This window comes from Mesorhizobium sp. WSM4308 (assembly GCF_002294905.1).
Lineage (GTDB): Bacteria > Pseudomonadota > Alphaproteobacteria > Rhizobiales > Rhizobiaceae > Mesorhizobium.
This window is the reverse complement of sequence record NZ_NSFW01000007.1, coordinates 143641-160467: the sequence shown is the minus strand read 5'-3', so window position 1 is coordinate 160467 and position 16827 is coordinate 143641. Positions and strand designations below refer to the sequence as shown.

Annotated in this window: 15 protein-coding genes; 2 read left to right on the top strand and 13 right to left on the bottom strand. The window is 61.3% G+C overall.

Annotation, left to right across the window (positions count from 1 at the left end; all coding sequences use genetic code 11):
• Nucleotides 1-27: 27 nt before the first annotated feature.
• The 13 genes from CK227_RS15000 to CK227_RS14940 all read right to left on the bottom strand — a co-directional run bounded on the left by CK227_RS15000 (nt 28) and on the right by CK227_RS14940 (nt 14086).
• A complete protein-coding gene (locus CK227_RS15000; protein WP_095774144.1) occupies nt 28-996 on the bottom strand; it encodes a sugar ABC transporter substrate-binding protein in 969 nt (322 codons plus the stop codon).
• Between the two features lie 852 nt (nt 997-1848).
• Nucleotides 1849-2607 (bottom strand): HAD-IA family hydrolase, encoded by a 759-nt coding sequence (locus CK227_RS14995; protein ID WP_095774145.1) that lies wholly within the window; start codon nt 2605-2607, stop codon nt 1849-1851.
• A gap of 14 nt (nt 2608-2621) precedes the next feature.
• Nucleotides 2622-3308 (bottom strand): phosphoglycolate phosphatase, encoded by a 687-nt coding sequence (gene gph / locus CK227_RS14990; RefSeq protein ID WP_095774268.1) that lies wholly within the window; start codon nt 3306-3308, stop codon nt 2622-2624.
• A gap of 10 nt (nt 3309-3318) precedes the next feature.
• Entirely contained in the window at nt 3319-3990 is a 672-nt protein-coding gene (gene rpe, locus CK227_RS14985) for a ribulose-phosphate 3-epimerase (protein ID WP_095774146.1), read from the bottom strand.
• Complete coding sequence (cbbX, locus tag CK227_RS14980) at nt 3987-4910, bottom strand: CbbX protein (RefSeq protein WP_095774147.1); 924 nt, start codon at nt 4908-4910, stop codon at nt 3987-3989. The genes rpe and cbbX overlap by 4 nt, the downstream gene beginning before the upstream one ends.
• A 21-nt stretch (nt 4911-4931) precedes the next feature.
• Nucleotides 4932-5321, bottom strand: a complete 390-nt coding sequence (locus CK227_RS14975; protein WP_095774148.1) for a ribulose bisphosphate carboxylase small subunit — start codon at nt 5319-5321, stop codon at nt 4932-4934.
• Nucleotides 5322-5332: 11 nt separating this feature from the next.
• Nucleotides 5333-6796 carry a form I ribulose bisphosphate carboxylase large subunit gene (locus CK227_RS14970; RefSeq protein ID WP_210248231.1) on the bottom strand — a complete coding sequence of 488 codons (1464 nt, stop codon included), beginning with the start codon at nt 6794-6796 and terminating at the stop codon, nt 5333-5335.
• Nucleotides 6797-6824: 28 nt separating this feature from the next.
• Nucleotides 6825-7904: a class II fructose-bisphosphate aldolase gene (gene fba, locus CK227_RS14965; RefSeq protein ID WP_095774149.1), complete on the bottom strand. Its 1080-nt coding sequence runs from the start codon at nt 7902-7904 to the stop codon at nt 6825-6827.
• Between the two features lies 1 nt (nt 7905).
• On the bottom strand, nt 7906-9123 hold the full coding sequence (locus CK227_RS14960) for a phosphoglycerate kinase (RefSeq protein WP_095774150.1): 1218 nt from the start codon (nt 9121-9123) through the stop codon (nt 7906-7908).
• Nucleotides 9120-10127 carry a type I glyceraldehyde-3-phosphate dehydrogenase gene (gene gap, locus CK227_RS14955; RefSeq protein ID WP_095774270.1) on the bottom strand — a complete coding sequence of 336 codons (1008 nt, stop codon included), beginning with the start codon at nt 10125-10127 and terminating at the stop codon, nt 9120-9122. Before gap ends, CK227_RS14960 begins: the two co-directional genes overlap by 4 nt.
• 4 nt (nt 10128-10131) lie before the next feature.
• Nucleotides 10132-12144: a transketolase gene (tkt, locus tag CK227_RS14950; protein ID WP_095774151.1), complete on the bottom strand. Its 2013-nt coding sequence runs from the start codon at nt 12142-12144 to the stop codon at nt 10132-10134.
• A 10-nt stretch (nt 12145-12154) separates the two neighbouring features.
• Nucleotides 12155-13027: a phosphoribulokinase gene (locus CK227_RS14945; protein WP_095774152.1), complete on the bottom strand. Its 873-nt coding sequence runs from the start codon at nt 13025-13027 to the stop codon at nt 12155-12157.
• A 15-nt stretch (nt 13028-13042) separates the two neighbouring features.
• A complete protein-coding gene (locus CK227_RS14940; protein WP_095774153.1) occupies nt 13043-14086 on the bottom strand; it encodes a class 1 fructose-bisphosphatase in 1044 nt (347 codons plus the stop codon).
• A 116-nt stretch (nt 14087-14202) separates the two neighbouring features.
• Here CK227_RS14940 and CK227_RS14935 point away from each other — a divergent pair, with 116 nt between their 5' ends.
• Together CK227_RS14935 and CK227_RS14930 are read left to right on the top strand one after the other, a co-directional pair.
• Nucleotides 14203-15138, top strand: coding sequence for a LysR family transcriptional regulator (locus tag CK227_RS14935; RefSeq protein ID WP_095774154.1), 936 nt, complete (start codon nt 14203-14205; stop codon nt 15136-15138).
• Between the two features lie 106 nt (nt 15139-15244).
• Nucleotides 15245-16702, top strand: a complete 1458-nt coding sequence (locus CK227_RS14930) for a sigma-54 dependent transcriptional regulator (RefSeq protein ID WP_095774155.1) — start codon at nt 15245-15247, stop codon at nt 16700-16702.
• Nucleotides 16703-16827: the final 125 nt, after the last annotated feature.

The window sequence follows — 16827 nt, the reverse complement described above, 5'->3', positions numbered from 1 at the left end:
TTTCCCCGGGTGTTCTGGCTCGTCGATCTAGCGGATGCCTTCCTTGGCGAGCGCCAGGATGGCCTTCGCCTTTTCGGGCGTGTCGATGAACACCGGGCCGGTGTAGAAAGAGTTCTGTGGCCAAAAGCCGTGCGTCGCCTGTTCGACCAGGTAGATCACCGGCAGATAGCCCATCAGATATTCCTGGGCGTCCATGCCGAAGCCCATCTCGCCGGCGGCAACGGAATCCAGGACCTCCGGGCTGACATCGAAGGTGTACAGCTTGATCTTGCCGAACAGTTCATGGTCGCGGAAGAACGGGATCAGGGGAGTGGCGCTAGTGGCGCCAAGCGCAAACACGGCCTGGGTGTCGGGATGCGCCGATAGGTAGGCCTCCGTGCGGCGCTGGACATCTGCGGGATCGGGCGAAGCGGCCAGAACTTCGGTGCCGCCGCCCGACGGCTTGAGACCGTCATTGAGGCCCTGGCAACGCTGGTCGAGGCTGACATTGCCGACTTCATGATTGATGCAGACGACCTTGAGCATGCCTTCCTTGGCCAGCCGCTCACCGGCCTTCTTGCCAGAAGCATATTCGGAAGCCGTGCCGACATACATCGTCGTGCCGAGCTCGGCGCCTTCCTTCTCGCCGGAATCAAGCACCACCATTGGAATGTTGGCGGCCAATGCTGCCTTGACCGATTTGCCAAGCGCGTTGGTGTCGGCGATCGAGACTGCAATTCCATCGGGCTTAGTAGCAACCGCCGCGTCAAGGAGCCGGGCCTGTTCGACCACGTCGAAAATCTGCGGCGCGTAATACTCAACTTTGGCGCCAGTCAGCTTGGCCGCATCGTCGACGCCGCGCTTGACAACCGACCAATAGGGGTCGGAAGCCGAGCCATGGACCACGAAGGTAATACGAACGTCCTTTGGATCCTTCAGCCCGGCAGCGTGCGCGATGCCGGCAAACATGCCGATCGAGACAACCGTGCCCATCGCCATCTTCAGAATTGTGTGCATTTCATTCTCCCATTGTTGTTGCAGTCCACGAGCCTGTCACCGACAGGCAAAGTTCTCCTCATCCGTGCGCCGCTTGGCAGCCCACGTCGCGGATCGGGTGGGCTCTTTGCAGCCCCTTGCCGATGCCGATCAATGTCAGCCGACGGCGATGCCGCGGCCCGGTTATATGTCGAAACGTAGCGGGGTAGATCCTCTGGCAATGGCCTCATGAATATGAGGCCATTGCCCTGCGCGCCTGCTCGTGAAGCACAGTCGGCTGCGTCAAAGCCGAAGCCATTCAAAGGCGGCGCCTTGTCACCAGCGTCTTTGGTTTTGCAGGGCCTTTCAAAGCGTGCTGCGTGCTGCATGGAACCCGACTGCGCCTAAACTGGATGCCATAGAACGCTAAATGCCGGCGGTCTAACAGAGCCACTTTTGTGAAATCGAATAGGTACGATTTCGACGCCGTGGCTACGCCTGGGATGCGACCTTGTTTACTAGATTAAGGGACCACGCCGGGACTTGGGGTCGCGCGTGTGAGCTGGTCCGAGCTCACAGCTGTTTGGGCGAGCGCCCCAACTGCAATGACGCTGAAAGCTCCTGGTCGTCCTCAATGCCGTCATTCGAGACAAAACCGCATTCGCGTGAACACAGTTGCCATTGCGAAAGCTGGCGAGGACAAGCTTCCTTCGGATATGCGTGCCCACGCAGCGCTGACGCGCGATCCAAGAGGACGACCGGACCGGTGGTCGGTCTGGCACCGGCCGCACTCGCCCGAAGGCATGAAAAACCCGCAACAAGGGTGTGGCTCTGCTCGATCGCCAACATCACTTGGGTTGCCGGGCGGCGGCCAGCTTGACAAGTTGGCGATGTTCAAGCGTCCGTTCGCCGACCGCCGGACCTCCCTCCGGCACGCCGCAGTAAGCGGCTCACCTCGAGCGGCTGGTTCATCATCGACGTATAAGGGTTGAACTCAGCCGATGACCATGGCGTCGCCAGATTGCGTAGGATGAGATCGGCGCCGCTGAAGTCCTCGTGAGACGTAAACAGGCTGGCTGTGATGACCGTGCGCATGCCGACCGCACGAGCAGCCATAAGTCCGTTCCTGGAATCCTCGATGCAAAGACACTCGCAACCCTCTACACCAAGGTCCGATAGCACCAGCCGATAGACTTCAGGATCGGGTTTTTTGGCGCGCACATCCTCGCCCGTACGGATGCTGGAAAACAGGTCCAAGGACCTTGGGCCGAGTGTCTTATGAAGGAGCGACACCACATTCGCCCTACTGGTGGTCGTTCCGATCGCGAGCATCAGCCCCTCCTGCGTGGCATGCTCAATCAGCTCCACCACCCCAGGCCTCAGGCTGATCAGACCCTCCTTGATCTTGAGGTTATAGATTTCTGTCTTTCGTGCGTGCAGAAGATCTGGGTCGACATTTTGCCCCGCCATCTGCGCATACGAAACAATGCGCTCTCGCCCCCCCGTGGTGCCGAGCAACTCGGTGTACAGACTATGGTCCCAGACCCAATTAAGCCCGTGCTCGGCAAAAGTCTGGTTGAAAGACTGACGGTGCAACTCCTCTGTCTCCGCGAGCGTGCCGTCAACGTCGAAGACAAGCGCTCGAATAGCCATTGCACAGCCTTTTCTTACCTCCGGAAAACCGATTCCAGCTGGTCGAGCACGTCGATAACGCGGTCCGCGCCGAGAGCTTCGGCCGCCAGTTCGGTATACCCGCCGCGCACTATGATGCAGCGCATGCCCGCGGCCCTGGCGGCTCCGACGTCGGCCATACTATCTCCCACCATAACTGCCTGAGCGCTGCTGCAACCGCATGCGTGACAGGCAGCCAGAAGCATATCGGGAGCGGGCTTTTTCGGATGGCCGGCATCGCCGCCGATGACGACATCGAGCTCATTCGACAGGCCGAAGTGCGCCAGGACAATGCGTGAGAAGCCTTCCGGCTTGTTGGTGACGACGCCGGTCCGCATCCCGGCCTTGCGAGCCGCGGTCAGCGCGCTGTCTGCTCCGGGGCGCAGGGAGGTCAGCCGGGTGAGGTGGCGGCCATAGATTTCATTCATCCTCTCGCGGCTTGCGCTCTGATCTCCCAAGCCAAGCGCGACCGAATGCGCCGCGAAGGCTCGTTCGATGAGTTTCTCGACCCCATGGCCGATCATGCCACGCACTGCCTCGAGTGAGTGCCGCCCCAGGCCGTATTCCGCCATCAGTTCATTGACGGCTGCGGCCATATCAGGGGCCGAATCGACAAGCGTTCCATCAAGGTCGAAGAAGACCGCCCGCAGGGGCAGGTCCGCGAATGCCGGGCTCGCCTTCATGGCGCCCGTCTCACGAAGCCGCATCGGCGGCTTGGCGAATAGCCGCGATGTTGGCGCTGTATGCCGCGGCCGTCCCGCCTTTGAAGATGGCCGAGCCCGCAACCAGCACATTGGCGCCGGCCGCCGCGACGAGGGGTGCGGTCTGCGACGTCACCCCGCCGTCGATTTCGATGTCGATCGGTCGATCACCGATCATCGCCTTCACCCGCTTCACCTTCTCGACCACCGACGCAATGAAGGCCTGGCCGCCGAACCCTGGATTGACCGTCATCAGGAGTATGAGATCGAGACGATCCAGCACATACTCGATAACGTTCTCCGGCGTCGACGGATTGAGTGAAACGCCCGCCTTCTTGCCGAGATCGCGGATGGCCTGGAGCGAGCGGTCGAGATGCGCTCCAGCTTCTGCGTGAACCGTTATGATGTCGCAGCCTGCCTCGGCGAAGGCGGCAAGATAGGGATCAGCTGGCGTGATCATGAGGTGACAGTCGAACACCTTGTTCGTCCGGTTGCGGATCGCCTTGATCACGGGAGGACCGAAGGTAATGTTGGGCACGAAGTGCCCGTCCATGACGTCGAGATGGATCCAGTCGGCACCTGCTGCGGCGATGGTCTCGACTTCCTCGCCCAGACGCGAGAAGTCGGCCGAGAGGACCGATGGGGCAATGATCGTCTGTTTCATGGTGTCGGACCTTCCGCGGCTGTTTGGGTCGAGAACACGCGACTGGCTCTGATGTCATCGGCACGGATGGTCGACATGTCCTGCGCGGTCACCGGGCCAACCGATGTCTCGAAAAGACGATTGGCGTGACGCAGCCGGGCGCGGTCCAACGCATTGCGGATCGAGCGCGCATTGGCGAAATGCGGCTGCGTTCGCCTAGCGCGGATGTAGGCGGCCATGACCCCCGTCGCTTCGTCGTCGAGCACATAATTTTGCTTGGCCAGCATCGTCTCGGCAATGGAAAGCAACTCCGCGTCCTCGTAGTCGGGGAAGTCGATGTGGTGCGCGATGCGCGATCGAAATCCCGGGTTGGACTGATAGAAGCGCTCCATCCGGTCGGCGTAGCCGGCAAGGATGACGACAAGGTCGTCACGCTGGTTCTCCATCACCTGCAACAGGATTTCAATCGCCTCCTGGCCATAGTCGCGCTCGTTGTCTGGACGGTAGAGATAATAAGCTTCGTCGATGAACAACACGCCCCCCATCGCCTTCTTCAGCACCTCCTTCGTCTTCGGCGCGGTATGCCCGATATACTGGCCCACGAGATCGTCGCGCGTTACCGAGACGAGATGGCCCTTGCGCACGTACCCAAGCCGATGCAGCAGGTTTGCCATCCTGAGCGCCACCGTCGTCTTGCCGGTGCCTGGATTGCCCGTAAAGCTCATATGCAGCGTCGGTGTGTGCGTCGAAAGCCCCAGCCGGGTGCGGGCGCGATCGACGAGCAGCAGCGCTGCCGTCTCGCGGATACGCTGCTTGACCGGCTTGAGACCGGTCAGATCGCGATCGAGCTCCCCCAGAATCTCGGCCACCCCCGACTCGCGGAAGTCGGCGGCCAGGTCCACGGTCGGCTTAGCCGTTGCGAGGGTCTGCGCGGCAATCATGGATGCTCCTCTCCTCGGCTTTTAAAGTGCAGCCTTCATCGAATAGCGCTGCACGCGGCTGTTGGTCTCGGTGCGGGTGAGCACGAAGCTGGGCTCGACCTTTGGCCGATTGACGATGAAGGACAGCATCACGGTCTCGAAACCACGCGAGGAATCGAAGGCATTGACGCGGATGTAGCTGTCGGATTGGGCTTCGCGGCAGGCGCGAACCTCCATCATCACGCCGGCCGCATCCTTGAGGTCGAACATCGGGTTGCCCCACATCTCCCAAAATATGTTCCGTGGATGCGGGTCGCGCGTGTATTCGACGCCGACTGCCCAATCGTTGCGCAGGCAATATTCGATCTGCGCCCAGATCTGCTCGTCCGAGAGGTCGGGCAGAAAGGAAAACGTGCCCTGTGTGATGCGCATGATCGTGCTCCTTAGACGGCGGTGGCGGGGGTGGGGACAAAGTCCGACGTGTCGGTGGACTGATAGTTGAAACTGATGTTGCCCCACACATCGAGGGCGGCTTCCAGGGGTTTGCACCATCTGGCGGCCGCGCGCAGTATTTCGGGGCCTTCAGCGGCAATGTCGCGGCCCTCGTTGCGGGCAAGCACCATGGCTTCCAGCGCGACGCGGTTCGCGGTTGCACCCGCCTGGATTCCCATCGGATGGCCGATCGTGCCGCCGCCGAACTGCAGCACGACGTCGTTGCCGAACAATTCAAGCAGCTGATGCATCTGGCCGGCATGGATGCCGCCAGAGGCCACGGGCATGACTTTCAACGTGTCGGCCCAGTCCTGCTCGAAGAAGATGCCGCGCGGAAGGTCCACCTCGTTCTTGAGTTCGCGGCAAACATTGTAATAGCCCTGGACCGTCATGGGATCGCCTTCGAGCTTGCCGACGGCCGTACCGGCATGGATGTGGTCGACGCCGGCCAGCCGCATCCACTTGGCGATGACGCGAAACGAGATGCCGTGATTCTTCTGGCGGGTGTAGGTTCCGTGCCCGGCGCGATGCAGATGCAGGATCATGTCATTGCTGCGACACCATTCCGAAATCGACTGGATCGCGGTGTAGCCGATGATCAGGTCGATCATGACGATGCACGATCCCAGTTCCTTGGCGAACTCGGCACGCCGGTAGATCTCCTCCATCGTGCCGGCCGTGATGTTGAGGTAGTGGCCTTTGATCTCGCCGGTTTCGGCGGCTGCCCGATTGACGGCTTCCATGCAGTAGAGGAACCGGTCACGCCAATGCATGAAGGGTTGCGAGTTGATGTTCTCGTCGTCCTTCATGAAGTCGAGCCCACCTTTGAGGCCCTCATAGACCACGCGGCCGTAATTCTTGCCTGAAAGCCCGAGTTTCGGCTTGGTGGTGGCCCCCAGAAGCGGCCGGCCGAACTTGTCGAGCCGCTCGCGCTCGGCCACGATGCCGGTCGGCGGTCCCTTGAAGGTCTTCACATAGGCGACGGGCAGCCGCATGTCTTCCAGCCGCGCCGCCATGAGCGGCTTGAACGAAAACACGTTGCCGATGATGGAAGCCGTCAGGTTGGCGATCGATCCCGGCTCGAACAGGATCAGGTCGTAGGCGACGTAGCAGAAATATTCGCCCGGCCGCCCCGGCACCGGATCGACCCGATAGGCCTTTGCCCGGTACTGGTCGGCCGCCGTCAGCCTGTCGGTCCAGACCACCGTCCAGGTCGCCGTCGACGATTCGCCGGCAACGGCGGCCGCGGCCTCGATCGGATCGACGCCGTCCTGGGGCGTGATGCGGAAAAGCGCGATCAGATCGGTATCCTTGGGCACGTAGTCGCCGTTCCAGTACCCCATCTGTGCGTATTTGAGGACGCCGGCGCGATAGCGTTCCTTGCCCCTGAGCTCTGTCGGTTGTGCGGTCATCATTCAAATCCTTCCATCAATAATTGGTGCTTCAGGCAGCCCTGCTGGCCGCCACTTGCGTGTCGAGCAGGCCCGTTGCGTAGCGCCTGGCCATCTCGTCCAGGGGCATCACCTTGATCCGGCTGGCATTGCCGGCGCAGCCAAAGGCCTCGAAGCGCTCGCGGCACAGATCGCGCATGGCATCCATGGCCGGCTTGAGGAATTTGCGAGGGTCGAACTCGGCACGATTGCTGACTGCGACCTTGCGGAATTGCGCGGCCATGGCCATGCGACAATCGGTGTCGATATTGATCTTGCGCACGCCGTGGCGGATGCCGCGCACGATCTCTTCCACCGGCACGCCGAAGGTCTGCGGCATCTCCCCGCCATAGCTGTTGATGATGTCCTGCAGTTCTTGCGGCACCGAAGAAGAGCCGTGCATCACCAGATGCGTGTTTGGCAGTTTCTGGTGGATGGCCTCGATGACATGCATGGCGAGGATGTCGCCGTCAGGCCGCCGCGAAAACTTGTAGGCGCCGTGGCTTGTGCCACAGGCGATCGCCAGCGCGTCGACCTTCGTCTGCATCACGAAATCGACCGCCTGGTCAGGGTCGGTCAAGAGTTGGTCGTGGGAAAGCGCGCCCTCAGCGCCGTGACCATCCTCGGCCTCGCCATGGCCACTTTCCAGCGACCCAAGCACGCCGAGCTCACCTTCCACCGAGGCGCCGACCGCATGCGCCATCTCGGCGACACTTGCCGTCATCTCCACGTTGTAGTCATAGCTGGCCGGCGTCTTGCCGTCGGCCAGGAGCGAGCCGTCCATCATGACCGAGGTGAAGCCGTGGCGGATCGCGGTCAGGCAGGTGGCCTCGTTGTTGCCGTGGTCCTGATGGACGCAAAGCGGAATGTCGGGATAGATTTCCGCCAAAGCATCCATCATCTTCGAGAGCATGATGTCATGGGCGTAAGCGCGGGCGCCGCGCGAGGCCTGGATGATGACCGGTGCGTCGCAGGCCTTTGCCGCCTGCATGATGGCCAGACCTTGCTCCATGTTGTTGATGTTGAAGGCTGGAACGCCATAGTCACGTTCAGCGGCATGGTCGAGCAGCTGTCGAAGTGTAATCTTGGCCATTTTAGACAGTCTCCGAATTTTCGACTCTTTTGCGCAGCACTTCGATGCCGGGTAAGTGGCAACCTTCCAGCCATTCCAGGAAGGCGCCGCCGGCGGTCGACAGGTAGGTGATCTGGTCGGCAACGCCGGCCAACGACAATGCGGCCGCCGTGTCGCCGCCGCCTGCGATGGTGGCGAGTTGTCCGGCCTTTGACAGCGCCGCCGCATGGCGCGCCACAGCGAACGTGGCGTCTCCAAATGGCCGCATCTCGAATGCGCCCAGCGGGCCATTCCACAACAGGGTGTGGCAGGAGTTCAGGACATCCTTGATCTCTGAGACTGTCCTGGGGCCAACGTCGAGCGCCATTGCCTCGTCAGGGACAGCTGCCACGGGGACGGTTGTGGCCAGAGCCTCTGCCTCGAACATCCTGGCAACGGTCACGTCGCTGGGCAGAAGGATACGGCAGCCGTTGGCGGCGGCAGCCTCCATGATATCGCGAGCGATCGAAACACACTCTGGTTCGTAGACTGATCGCCCCACGCGATATCCGCTTGCAGCCAGAAATGTGTTGCCCATGCCGCCACCGATGATCAGGTGATCCATCCTGCCGATCAGGTTCTTCAGCACCCGTATCTTGGACGAGACCTTGGCACCCCCTACCAGGGCGGCCACTGGCCTTTTCGGCGCGTCGAGTGCCGCGTTCAGGGCGGCGACTTCGGCGAGCAGGGACGGCCCGGCGTAGGCGGGCATGATTTGCGCGATAGCGTGGGTCGAAGCATGCGCGCGATGAGCGCAGGAAAAGGCGTCGTTGACAAAGAGATCGCCGTTGACCGAGAGCCGCAATGCAAAATTGCGGCTGTTGGCCTCCTCACCCTTATGAAAACGAAGGTTTTCGAGCAGGAGTACCTTGCCGTCCTGATGATGCTTGGCAGCCTTCTCCGCAGTGGCGCCGACACAATCTGGGACGAACACAACTTCGCGGCCGACTTCGCTGGACAGGATCGCCGTTACCGGGCTCACCGAATAGATGGGATTGGCATCACCGTCGGGTCTGCCAAGATGCGTCATGACGACAACCTTGGCACCTCGCGCCAGGAGATCCCTCACAGTCGGAGCAAAACGCACTATCCTGGTGGCATCGGCGACGATGCCATTCTTGAGGGGTACGTTGAGGTCGGCGCGAACGAGAACGGTCTTGCCGGCAACATCAGTGGTGCGGATGTCGGGGAGGGGTTTCAAAGCACGCCCCCAACAGCGACCGCGGTGTCGCCCATGCGGTTGGAGAAACCCCATTCATTGTCATACCAGGACAGCACCGAAACGAAGTTGCCGTCCATCACCTTGGTCTGGTCGAGCGCCATGATCGACGAACGCGGATCGTGGTTGAAGTCGATCGAGACGTTCGGGTGATGGGTGACGCCGAGAATGCCCTTGAGCTTGCCGTTGGAAGCGGCGATGACCGCGTCGTTGATCTCCTGGACGGTGGTCGACCGCTTGGCGATGAACTTGAAATCGACGACCGAGACATTCGGGGTCGGCACGCGGATCGAGATGCCGTCGAGCTTGCCCTTGAGGTCGGGCAACACCAGGCCGATCGCCTTGGCGGCACCGGTCGAGGTCGGGATCTGCGAAAGTGCCGCGGCGCGGGCGCGGTAGAGATCCTTGTGCATGGTATCCAGCGTCGGCTGGTCGCCGGTGTAGGAATGGATCGTCGTCATCATGCCCTTTTCGATGCCGACGGCCTCGTGCAGCACGGCGGCCAGCGGCGCCAGGCAGTTGGTGGTGCAGGACGCGTTCGAGATGACGATGTGGTCCTTGGTCAGCTTGTCGTGGTTGATGCCGTAGACGACGGTGAGGTCAGCGCCCTCGGCCGGCGCGGAGACGACGACGCGCTTGGCGCCGGCGGCCAGGTGGGAGGCTGCCTTGTCGCGAGCGGTGAAGATGCCGGTGCATTCGAGCGCGATATCGATGCCCAGTTCCTTCCACGGCAGCTGGCTCGGATCCTTGATCGCGGTGACCTTGAACTTTTCCTTGCCGACGGTGATCTGGTCGCCATCGACAGTCACTTCATGCGGGAAGCGGCCATGCACGCTGTCGTAGCGTAGCAGATGCGCATTGGTCTCGACCGGGCCGAGGTCGTTGACGGCGACGACGTCGATATCCTTGCGGCCGGATTCGTGGATGGCGCGCAGGATGTTGCGGCCGATGCGGCCAAATCCGTTGATGGCTACTCTGACGGGCAAGGCTTCAATCCTTCTGAACAACTGCACAAGCGGCATCGGCAATGGCCTCGGCGGTGATGCCGAAATGCCTGTAAAGCTCCGCGGCCGGTGCGCTGGCGCCAAAGCCGGTCATTCCGACGAAGGCTCCACCTTCTCCAATCCAGCGGTCCCAACCAAGGCGCGCGGCCGCCTCGACGGCTATGCGCGGAGCTGTTCCGAGAACCTCGGCGCGATAGGCTTCGTCTTGTTCTTCAAAGAGTTCCCAGCAGGGCATGGAGACCAGGGCAACCCGCATATGATGGCGCTCCAGGAGCAAGTCGGCGGCCGCGCGGGCGATCTCCACTTCCGAACCGGTGGCGATCAGCGTCAGATCACGCCGGCCGAGGGGCTTGCGCATAAGGTAAGCCCCTTTGGCAGAGCGGCTGGCTTCGGGAGCCTTCGTGCGGAGCATCGGAAGGTTCTGTCTCGACAAAACCAGCACGCTCGGCCGGTGCTTTGACCTCAGCGCCAGCTCCCAGCACTCAGCTGTCTCGATGATGTCGGCCGGACGGAAGACATTGAGATTTGGCGTTGCGCGCAGCATCGCCAGATGTTCGACAGGCTGGTGCGTCGGCCCATCTTCGCCAAGTCCGATGGAATCATGGGTCATCACATAGATGACGCGCTGGCCCATCAGTGCTGAGAGCCGCATTGCGCCGCGCGCATAGTCGGCGAAGCACAGGAACGTTCCGCCATAAGGGACGAGCCCGCCATGCAGCGCCATGCCGTTCATAGCCGCCGCCATGCCGTGCTCGCGGATGCCATAGTGAATGTATCGGCCCGAAAAGTCGCCCGGTGAGACGCGAGCCATGCCCTTGGTGATGGTCAGGTTGGAATGAGTGAGATCCGCCGATCCCCCGACAGTCTGTTGCGTCGCCTCGTTGATCACGGCGAGAGCCATTTCCGAGGCCTTGCGGGTTGCGACGTTGGTCGCATTCTCGAAGTGTTGCTGGCGGAATGTCGACAGCGCCTCGAAGACGCCTTCGGGGAGGTCGCCAGCAACAGCACTTTCGAATTCCTGGCGGCGCGGCGAAGCGGCAAGTCTCGCCTCCCACGCCGCGCGCGCGGTTCGGCCGCGTGCTGGCGCGGTGCGCCAGGCGCGCAAAACTTCGCCGGGGATCTCGAAGGGTGGATGATCCCAACCGAGGTTTGTTCGCGTCGCGGCGATTTCGGCCGCGCCGAGCGGCGCGCCATGGGTTTTTTCCGAGCCGCCCAGGTTCGGTGCCCCCTTTCCGATGGTGGTGCGGCATGCGATCAACGTCGGCCGGTCCGACGTCCGCGCCTGCTCCAGCGCCGCCGCGATCGCATCCAGGTCGTGGCCGTCGATCGAAAGAACGCTCCAGCCGGCGGCCTGGAACCGCATCGGTTGGTCCATCGAGGTCGCCAGCGAGGTCGGACCGTCGATCGAGATGCGATTGTCGTCCCACAGCACGATCAATTTCGACAGGCCAAGATGTCCGGCGAGGTCAATCGCCTCGTGGCTCATCCCCTCTTGCAGGCAGCCATCGCCGGCGATGGCATAGGTGAAGTGGTCGACAAGGTCGCCACCAAACCGGGCGGCGAGCATGCGCTCGGCCAATGCCATGCCGACCGCGGTCGCAATGCCCTGGCCGAGCGGACCTGTCGTGGTTTCAATGCCAAGGGCATGGCCGTATTCGGGATGCCCGGCGGTGCGACTGCCAAGTTGTCGGAAGCGCTGCAGCTGCTCGATCGGCATGTCCTCGTAGCCGAGCAGATAGTGCAGCGCGTATTGCAACATCGAGCCATGGCCCGCCGACAAAACGAAACGGTCGCGGTCGGGCCAGTCGGGACACGACGGGTCGATTTGCAGGAAGCGATTGAACAGGATCGTAGCAACATCGGCCATGCCCATCGGCATGCCGGGATGGCCCGAGTTTGCCTTTTGAACCGCATCCATGGCGAGCGCCCTGATGGCGTTCGCCATCAGCTGCTCATCGGTCCTGGCAGGGGCGGGGCTCTCGATCGCGATCTGGTTCATCTCGGCTTCCTCAGTTGGCGCGGCGCTTGCGCTCGATCAGTTGCAGGATCAGCGGTGTGAGGATCAGCTGCATGGCCAGGTCGAGCTTGTTGCCCGGCACGACGATCGAGTTGGCGCGCGACATGAACGAGTTGTGGATCATCGAAAGCAGGTAGGGGAAATCGATGCCGCGCGGGTTGGCGAAGCGGATGATCAGCATCGATTCGTCAGGCGTCGGGATCCAGCGAGCGACGAATGGATTGGATGTGTCGACGATCGGCACGCGCTGGAAATTGATGTCGGTTTTCGAGAACTGCGGCACGATGTGGCGCACATAATCGGGCATGCGCCGAAGGATCACGTCCACCACGGCTTCCGTCGAGTAGCCACGCGTGGAGCGGTCGCGGTGGATCTTCTGGATCCATTCAAGGTTGATGACCGGCACCACGCCAATCTTGAGGTCGGCGTGTTTGGCCAGATCGACCCTGTCGGTTACGGCACAACCATGCAGGCCCTCATAGAAGAGCAGGTCGCTCGGGGCGAACTCGCGCCACGGCGTGAAGGTGCCGAGATCGCAGCCATAGAGGTTAGCCTCCGCCTCATCGTGAACATAGGTTCGCGTGCGGCCGGCGCCCCTCAGCCCATATTCCTCGAAGACCTCCTGAAGCTTGTCGAGTTCGTTGGCCTCCGCGTTGAAATGGGTGAAGTAGGGGTTGCCACCCTTCTCGTCCTCGGCAACCTTCACCTTCATCGCCGCGCGATCGTAGCGGTGGAATGCATCGCCCTCGATGAACGCCGCATCGACGTTTTCGCGCCGGAAGATCTGCTCAAAGATGCGCTTGACCGAGGTGGTGCCAGCACCCGAGGAACCGGTGATCGAGATGATGGGGTGCTTGGCCGACATCTTGTGCCTCCCTGATCAGGCCCGAAACAGGCCGCGGTTGCCAAACAGCGGTGAACGCTCGGCTATCGCGCTTGGCTCGGTATGGTAGCGGGCGACGCGCTCGACCTCCCTGGCGGAGCCGAAGACAAACGGGACGCGTTGGTGCAGGCCGGTCGGAACGATGTCGAGGATGCTGCAAAGCGCATTCGTCGCGCGTCCGCCGGCCTGCTCCACCAGCATCGCGATGGGATTGGCCTCGTAGACGAGCCGCAGCCGTCCGCTTGCGTAGCCGGCACGGTTATCGCCGGGATAGAGAAAGACGCCACCGCGCATCAGGATGCGATAGACATCGGCAACAAGCGAGGCGATCCAGCGCATGTTGAAGTTCTTGCCGCGCGGACCGTCCTCGCCTTTCAGGCAATCATCCACATAGAGCCGCACGGCTTCTTCCCAATGGCGATAGTTGGACGCGTTGATGGCGAATTCCTGGGTGCGTTCGGCCACCGCCACGCTCTCATGGGTCTGCACGAAGGTGTTAAGTTCAGGCGAGAAGACGAACGCGTGCGTGCCGAGGCCAAGCGTCAAAACGAGAACCAGCTGCGGTCCGTAGACGAAAAAGCCTGCTGCGAGCTGGCTGCTGCCTGGCTGGAGAAAAAAGGCGGCCGGGTCGGTGCCGGGCGCGCCAGTCGCTGGGAGAAGCGAGAATATTGTGCCAATCGACACGTTGACGTCGATGTTGGACGAGCCGTCCAGGGGGTCGATGGCCAGCGCGATGCGGCTCTCGGGGTCGAGTGCGACCGGTGCGACGCGCTCTTCAGAGGCGACACACCGCACCGGAGCACGGCGCATGGCTCCCAGAAAGATGTCATCGGCATAAAGGTCCAGGTCCTTTTGGGTATCACCGTCCGCGTTGACCGTTCCGTTGGTCCCGCCAAAGGCGGACCCCAGCGTGCCAGAGCGGATGCCGTTGTTGATCGCCAGAGCCGCACCAGCCAGCGCCGCCACCGTTGCCAGGACGTCGCCATCATGCCCTTGCCGTTCGTGCGACGCCAAAAAGGCCTCAAGTGTCGGATTGCTCATTTTCCCCTCCCGATCTCGCGATAGGCCGCAGATCTGAAGACGGTTGGAACAGCCCGCCATGGATTAGTAAACTTTAATCTATTTACGCCAGCGATAAGTTCTGCTTACTTTAATAGATGCGCAACATAACGCTCCGGCATCTTCGAATCATCTCGGCCATTCACACCGAGGGCAAAATCATCAACGCTGCCAAGGCCTTGGGACTAACCGGGCCGGCGGTGACGTTACAGCTCCAACAGGTTGAAGCAGAAGCGGGAATTCAGCTTTTCGAACGTGCTCCGCATGGCATGCGTCCGACTGACGCAGGTTTTGCCTTCATCGAAGCAGCACACGCCATTGATGAGAGATTGAGGCTGCTCCAGGAGGAGATTGATGCCGTCAAGGGTCTCAGGAAGGGGCATTTGATCGTCGGCGCGGTCTCCACGGCAAAGTATTTCGCTCCGCAGATCATTGCTGGTTTCAAGAAGGAGTTTCCCGATATCGAACTGAAGCTGGTGATCGGCAACCGGGCCGAAACCATTGCAAAACTGAAGGGCCATGTCCTTGACATTGCGCTGATGGGGCGACCGCCCCCGGATCTGCCGGTTGAGGCCAGAGTGTTTGGGGACCACCCCTTGATCATCGCGGCCGCCCCCGATCATCCGTTGGCACATGCGCGCGACATAACCAAAGCCAGGATCGCCCAGGAGCATTTCATCGTGCGCGAACCGGGTTCAGGCACTCGCATGTCGTTCGAACGCTTTCTTGGCGACATCCCCGGGCGATTGGAGCAACCGGGAACGGAGATGGATTCCAACGAAACGATCAAGCAGGCCGTCATGGCTGGACTGGGCGTGGCCTTCATCTCCGCACACACCATCGCCTTCGAGGTTCAGGCCGGACGGCTGTCGGTGCTCGATGTCGTCGGTATGCCAATTCGCCGCCAATGGTTTTCGGTCGTGCGCAGCGACCGCGTCGTGACGCCAGCCATCGGTGCGTTCTGCGCCTTCCTGGCCCGCAAGGGAGCCGCTTTTCTGCCGATCTCGGGTAAGCTCTATCCCGAGGTCCGCTGAAACATGCGTCAGCGCCTTACCTGTCCGTGGCTCAGCAGCCGTTCAGGGCAATTGAAGCCGTCGCGCCGTTTTGCTAACAAGGTGCGCAAAATGGAAACCTACTTATATGGATGAACCGGGCACCGTCGTCATCGTATCGCGGCAGGGCAGTGATTGGACATGGCCGCTCAACGTCCTGGCCGAGCGCTACGCGTACCGGGTCATCCTGGCGCACTCCTTTTCTGAAGCGTTGACCACAATGGCCACCCTCCACGTTGATCTGGCCATTGCGGAGGATCATGAGGGTGAAGATGCCGGCCTCACCTTCCTCACCGGCCTGCGGGTGTCTCATCCCGACATCACCCGCATATACGTGACCTCGAAGTCGGACTGTATCTCGGAGCTGGCATTGTCCCAGGCGGCAATCTACCAGTTCTTGCTGAAGCCGGTTGATGCTTCGCAACTGGGCCTGGTTGTCGAAAGGGCGCTGGAAACCCGCGAACTTGCCCGTCGCCATCGCATCCTGTCTCGAGAGTTCAAAATCTCGGGCGATGGGCTGATCTTCGGTGAGCGGAAGAATGCCGTCTTCAGAACCGAAAGCCAGCGTTTCGAAAAGCTCGTCTATGTCAGCGAGAAAATGGCTGAATTATGCGAGCTGGCGAGGCAAGCGGCCAAGACCGAATTGCCTATTCTCATCGAAGGCGAGACGGGCACGGGCAAGGAACTGCTTGCCAGGGCCATCCACTACAACTCAACGCGCCGGGCAAGTCCTCTGCTCGTCCAGAACTGTGGAGGCGTGCCCAACGAATTGCTGCAATCGGAATTGTTTGGACACAAGCGTGGATCCTTTACCGGAGCTATTTCGGATCGGCTGGGTCTGTTTCGCGCGGCCGACGGCGGGACGGTTTTTCTGGATGAGATTTCCGAAGTATCGCCGTCCTTTCAGGTCAGCCTGTTGCGATTTCTCCAGGAGGGCGAGGTCAAGCCACTTGGCTCGGACAAGGTCACACACTGTGACGTCCGCATCATCGTGGCGTCCAACCGCCGCCTGAAAACTCTGGTCGGGCGTGGCGAGTTCCGGCAGGATCTCTATTTCCGGCTGAAAGGCTTCGAGTTCGAAGTCCCTGCGCTGAGAGAACGTCCCGAAGACATCGGACCCCTGGCGGAGTTTTTTGCGGCAAAACATGCCGATGCCATTGGCCGCAAGATCCTGGGAATCACGGCCAACACCATCGAAAAGCTTTCGGGCGGCGAATTTCCGGGCAATGTCCGGGAACTGGAAAATGAAATCCGCCGCATGGTGGCTCTCGCCAAGGATGGTGAGTATCTGACGACCCGCAACATGTCAGCGACGCTGTTGGCTGCGCCGCCGCGACGCAATTCGGAAGCGGTTGCCTTTCTCCCGGAGGGAGTGACGTTGAAGGATCAGGTGGAAAGCCTCGAAAAGCAGATCGTCAGCAGAGCGCTTGTTCGCAATCATTGGAACCAAAGCCGCACGGCAAATGAACTTGGGCTGTCGCGGGTTGGCCTGGCGAACAAGATCAAACGCTACAGCTTGAACGAACACGTCCAGCAACACCAATGACAGCAAAGCTGTAGCGACAGGCTCTTGGCTTGGGCATCGGTGATGCTGGATGGTGTGACGCAGGCTTGGCGAACCGGGGTGACAAATCGGTCATGTCCGCCATATGCTAAGCTTTGAGCGCGGAC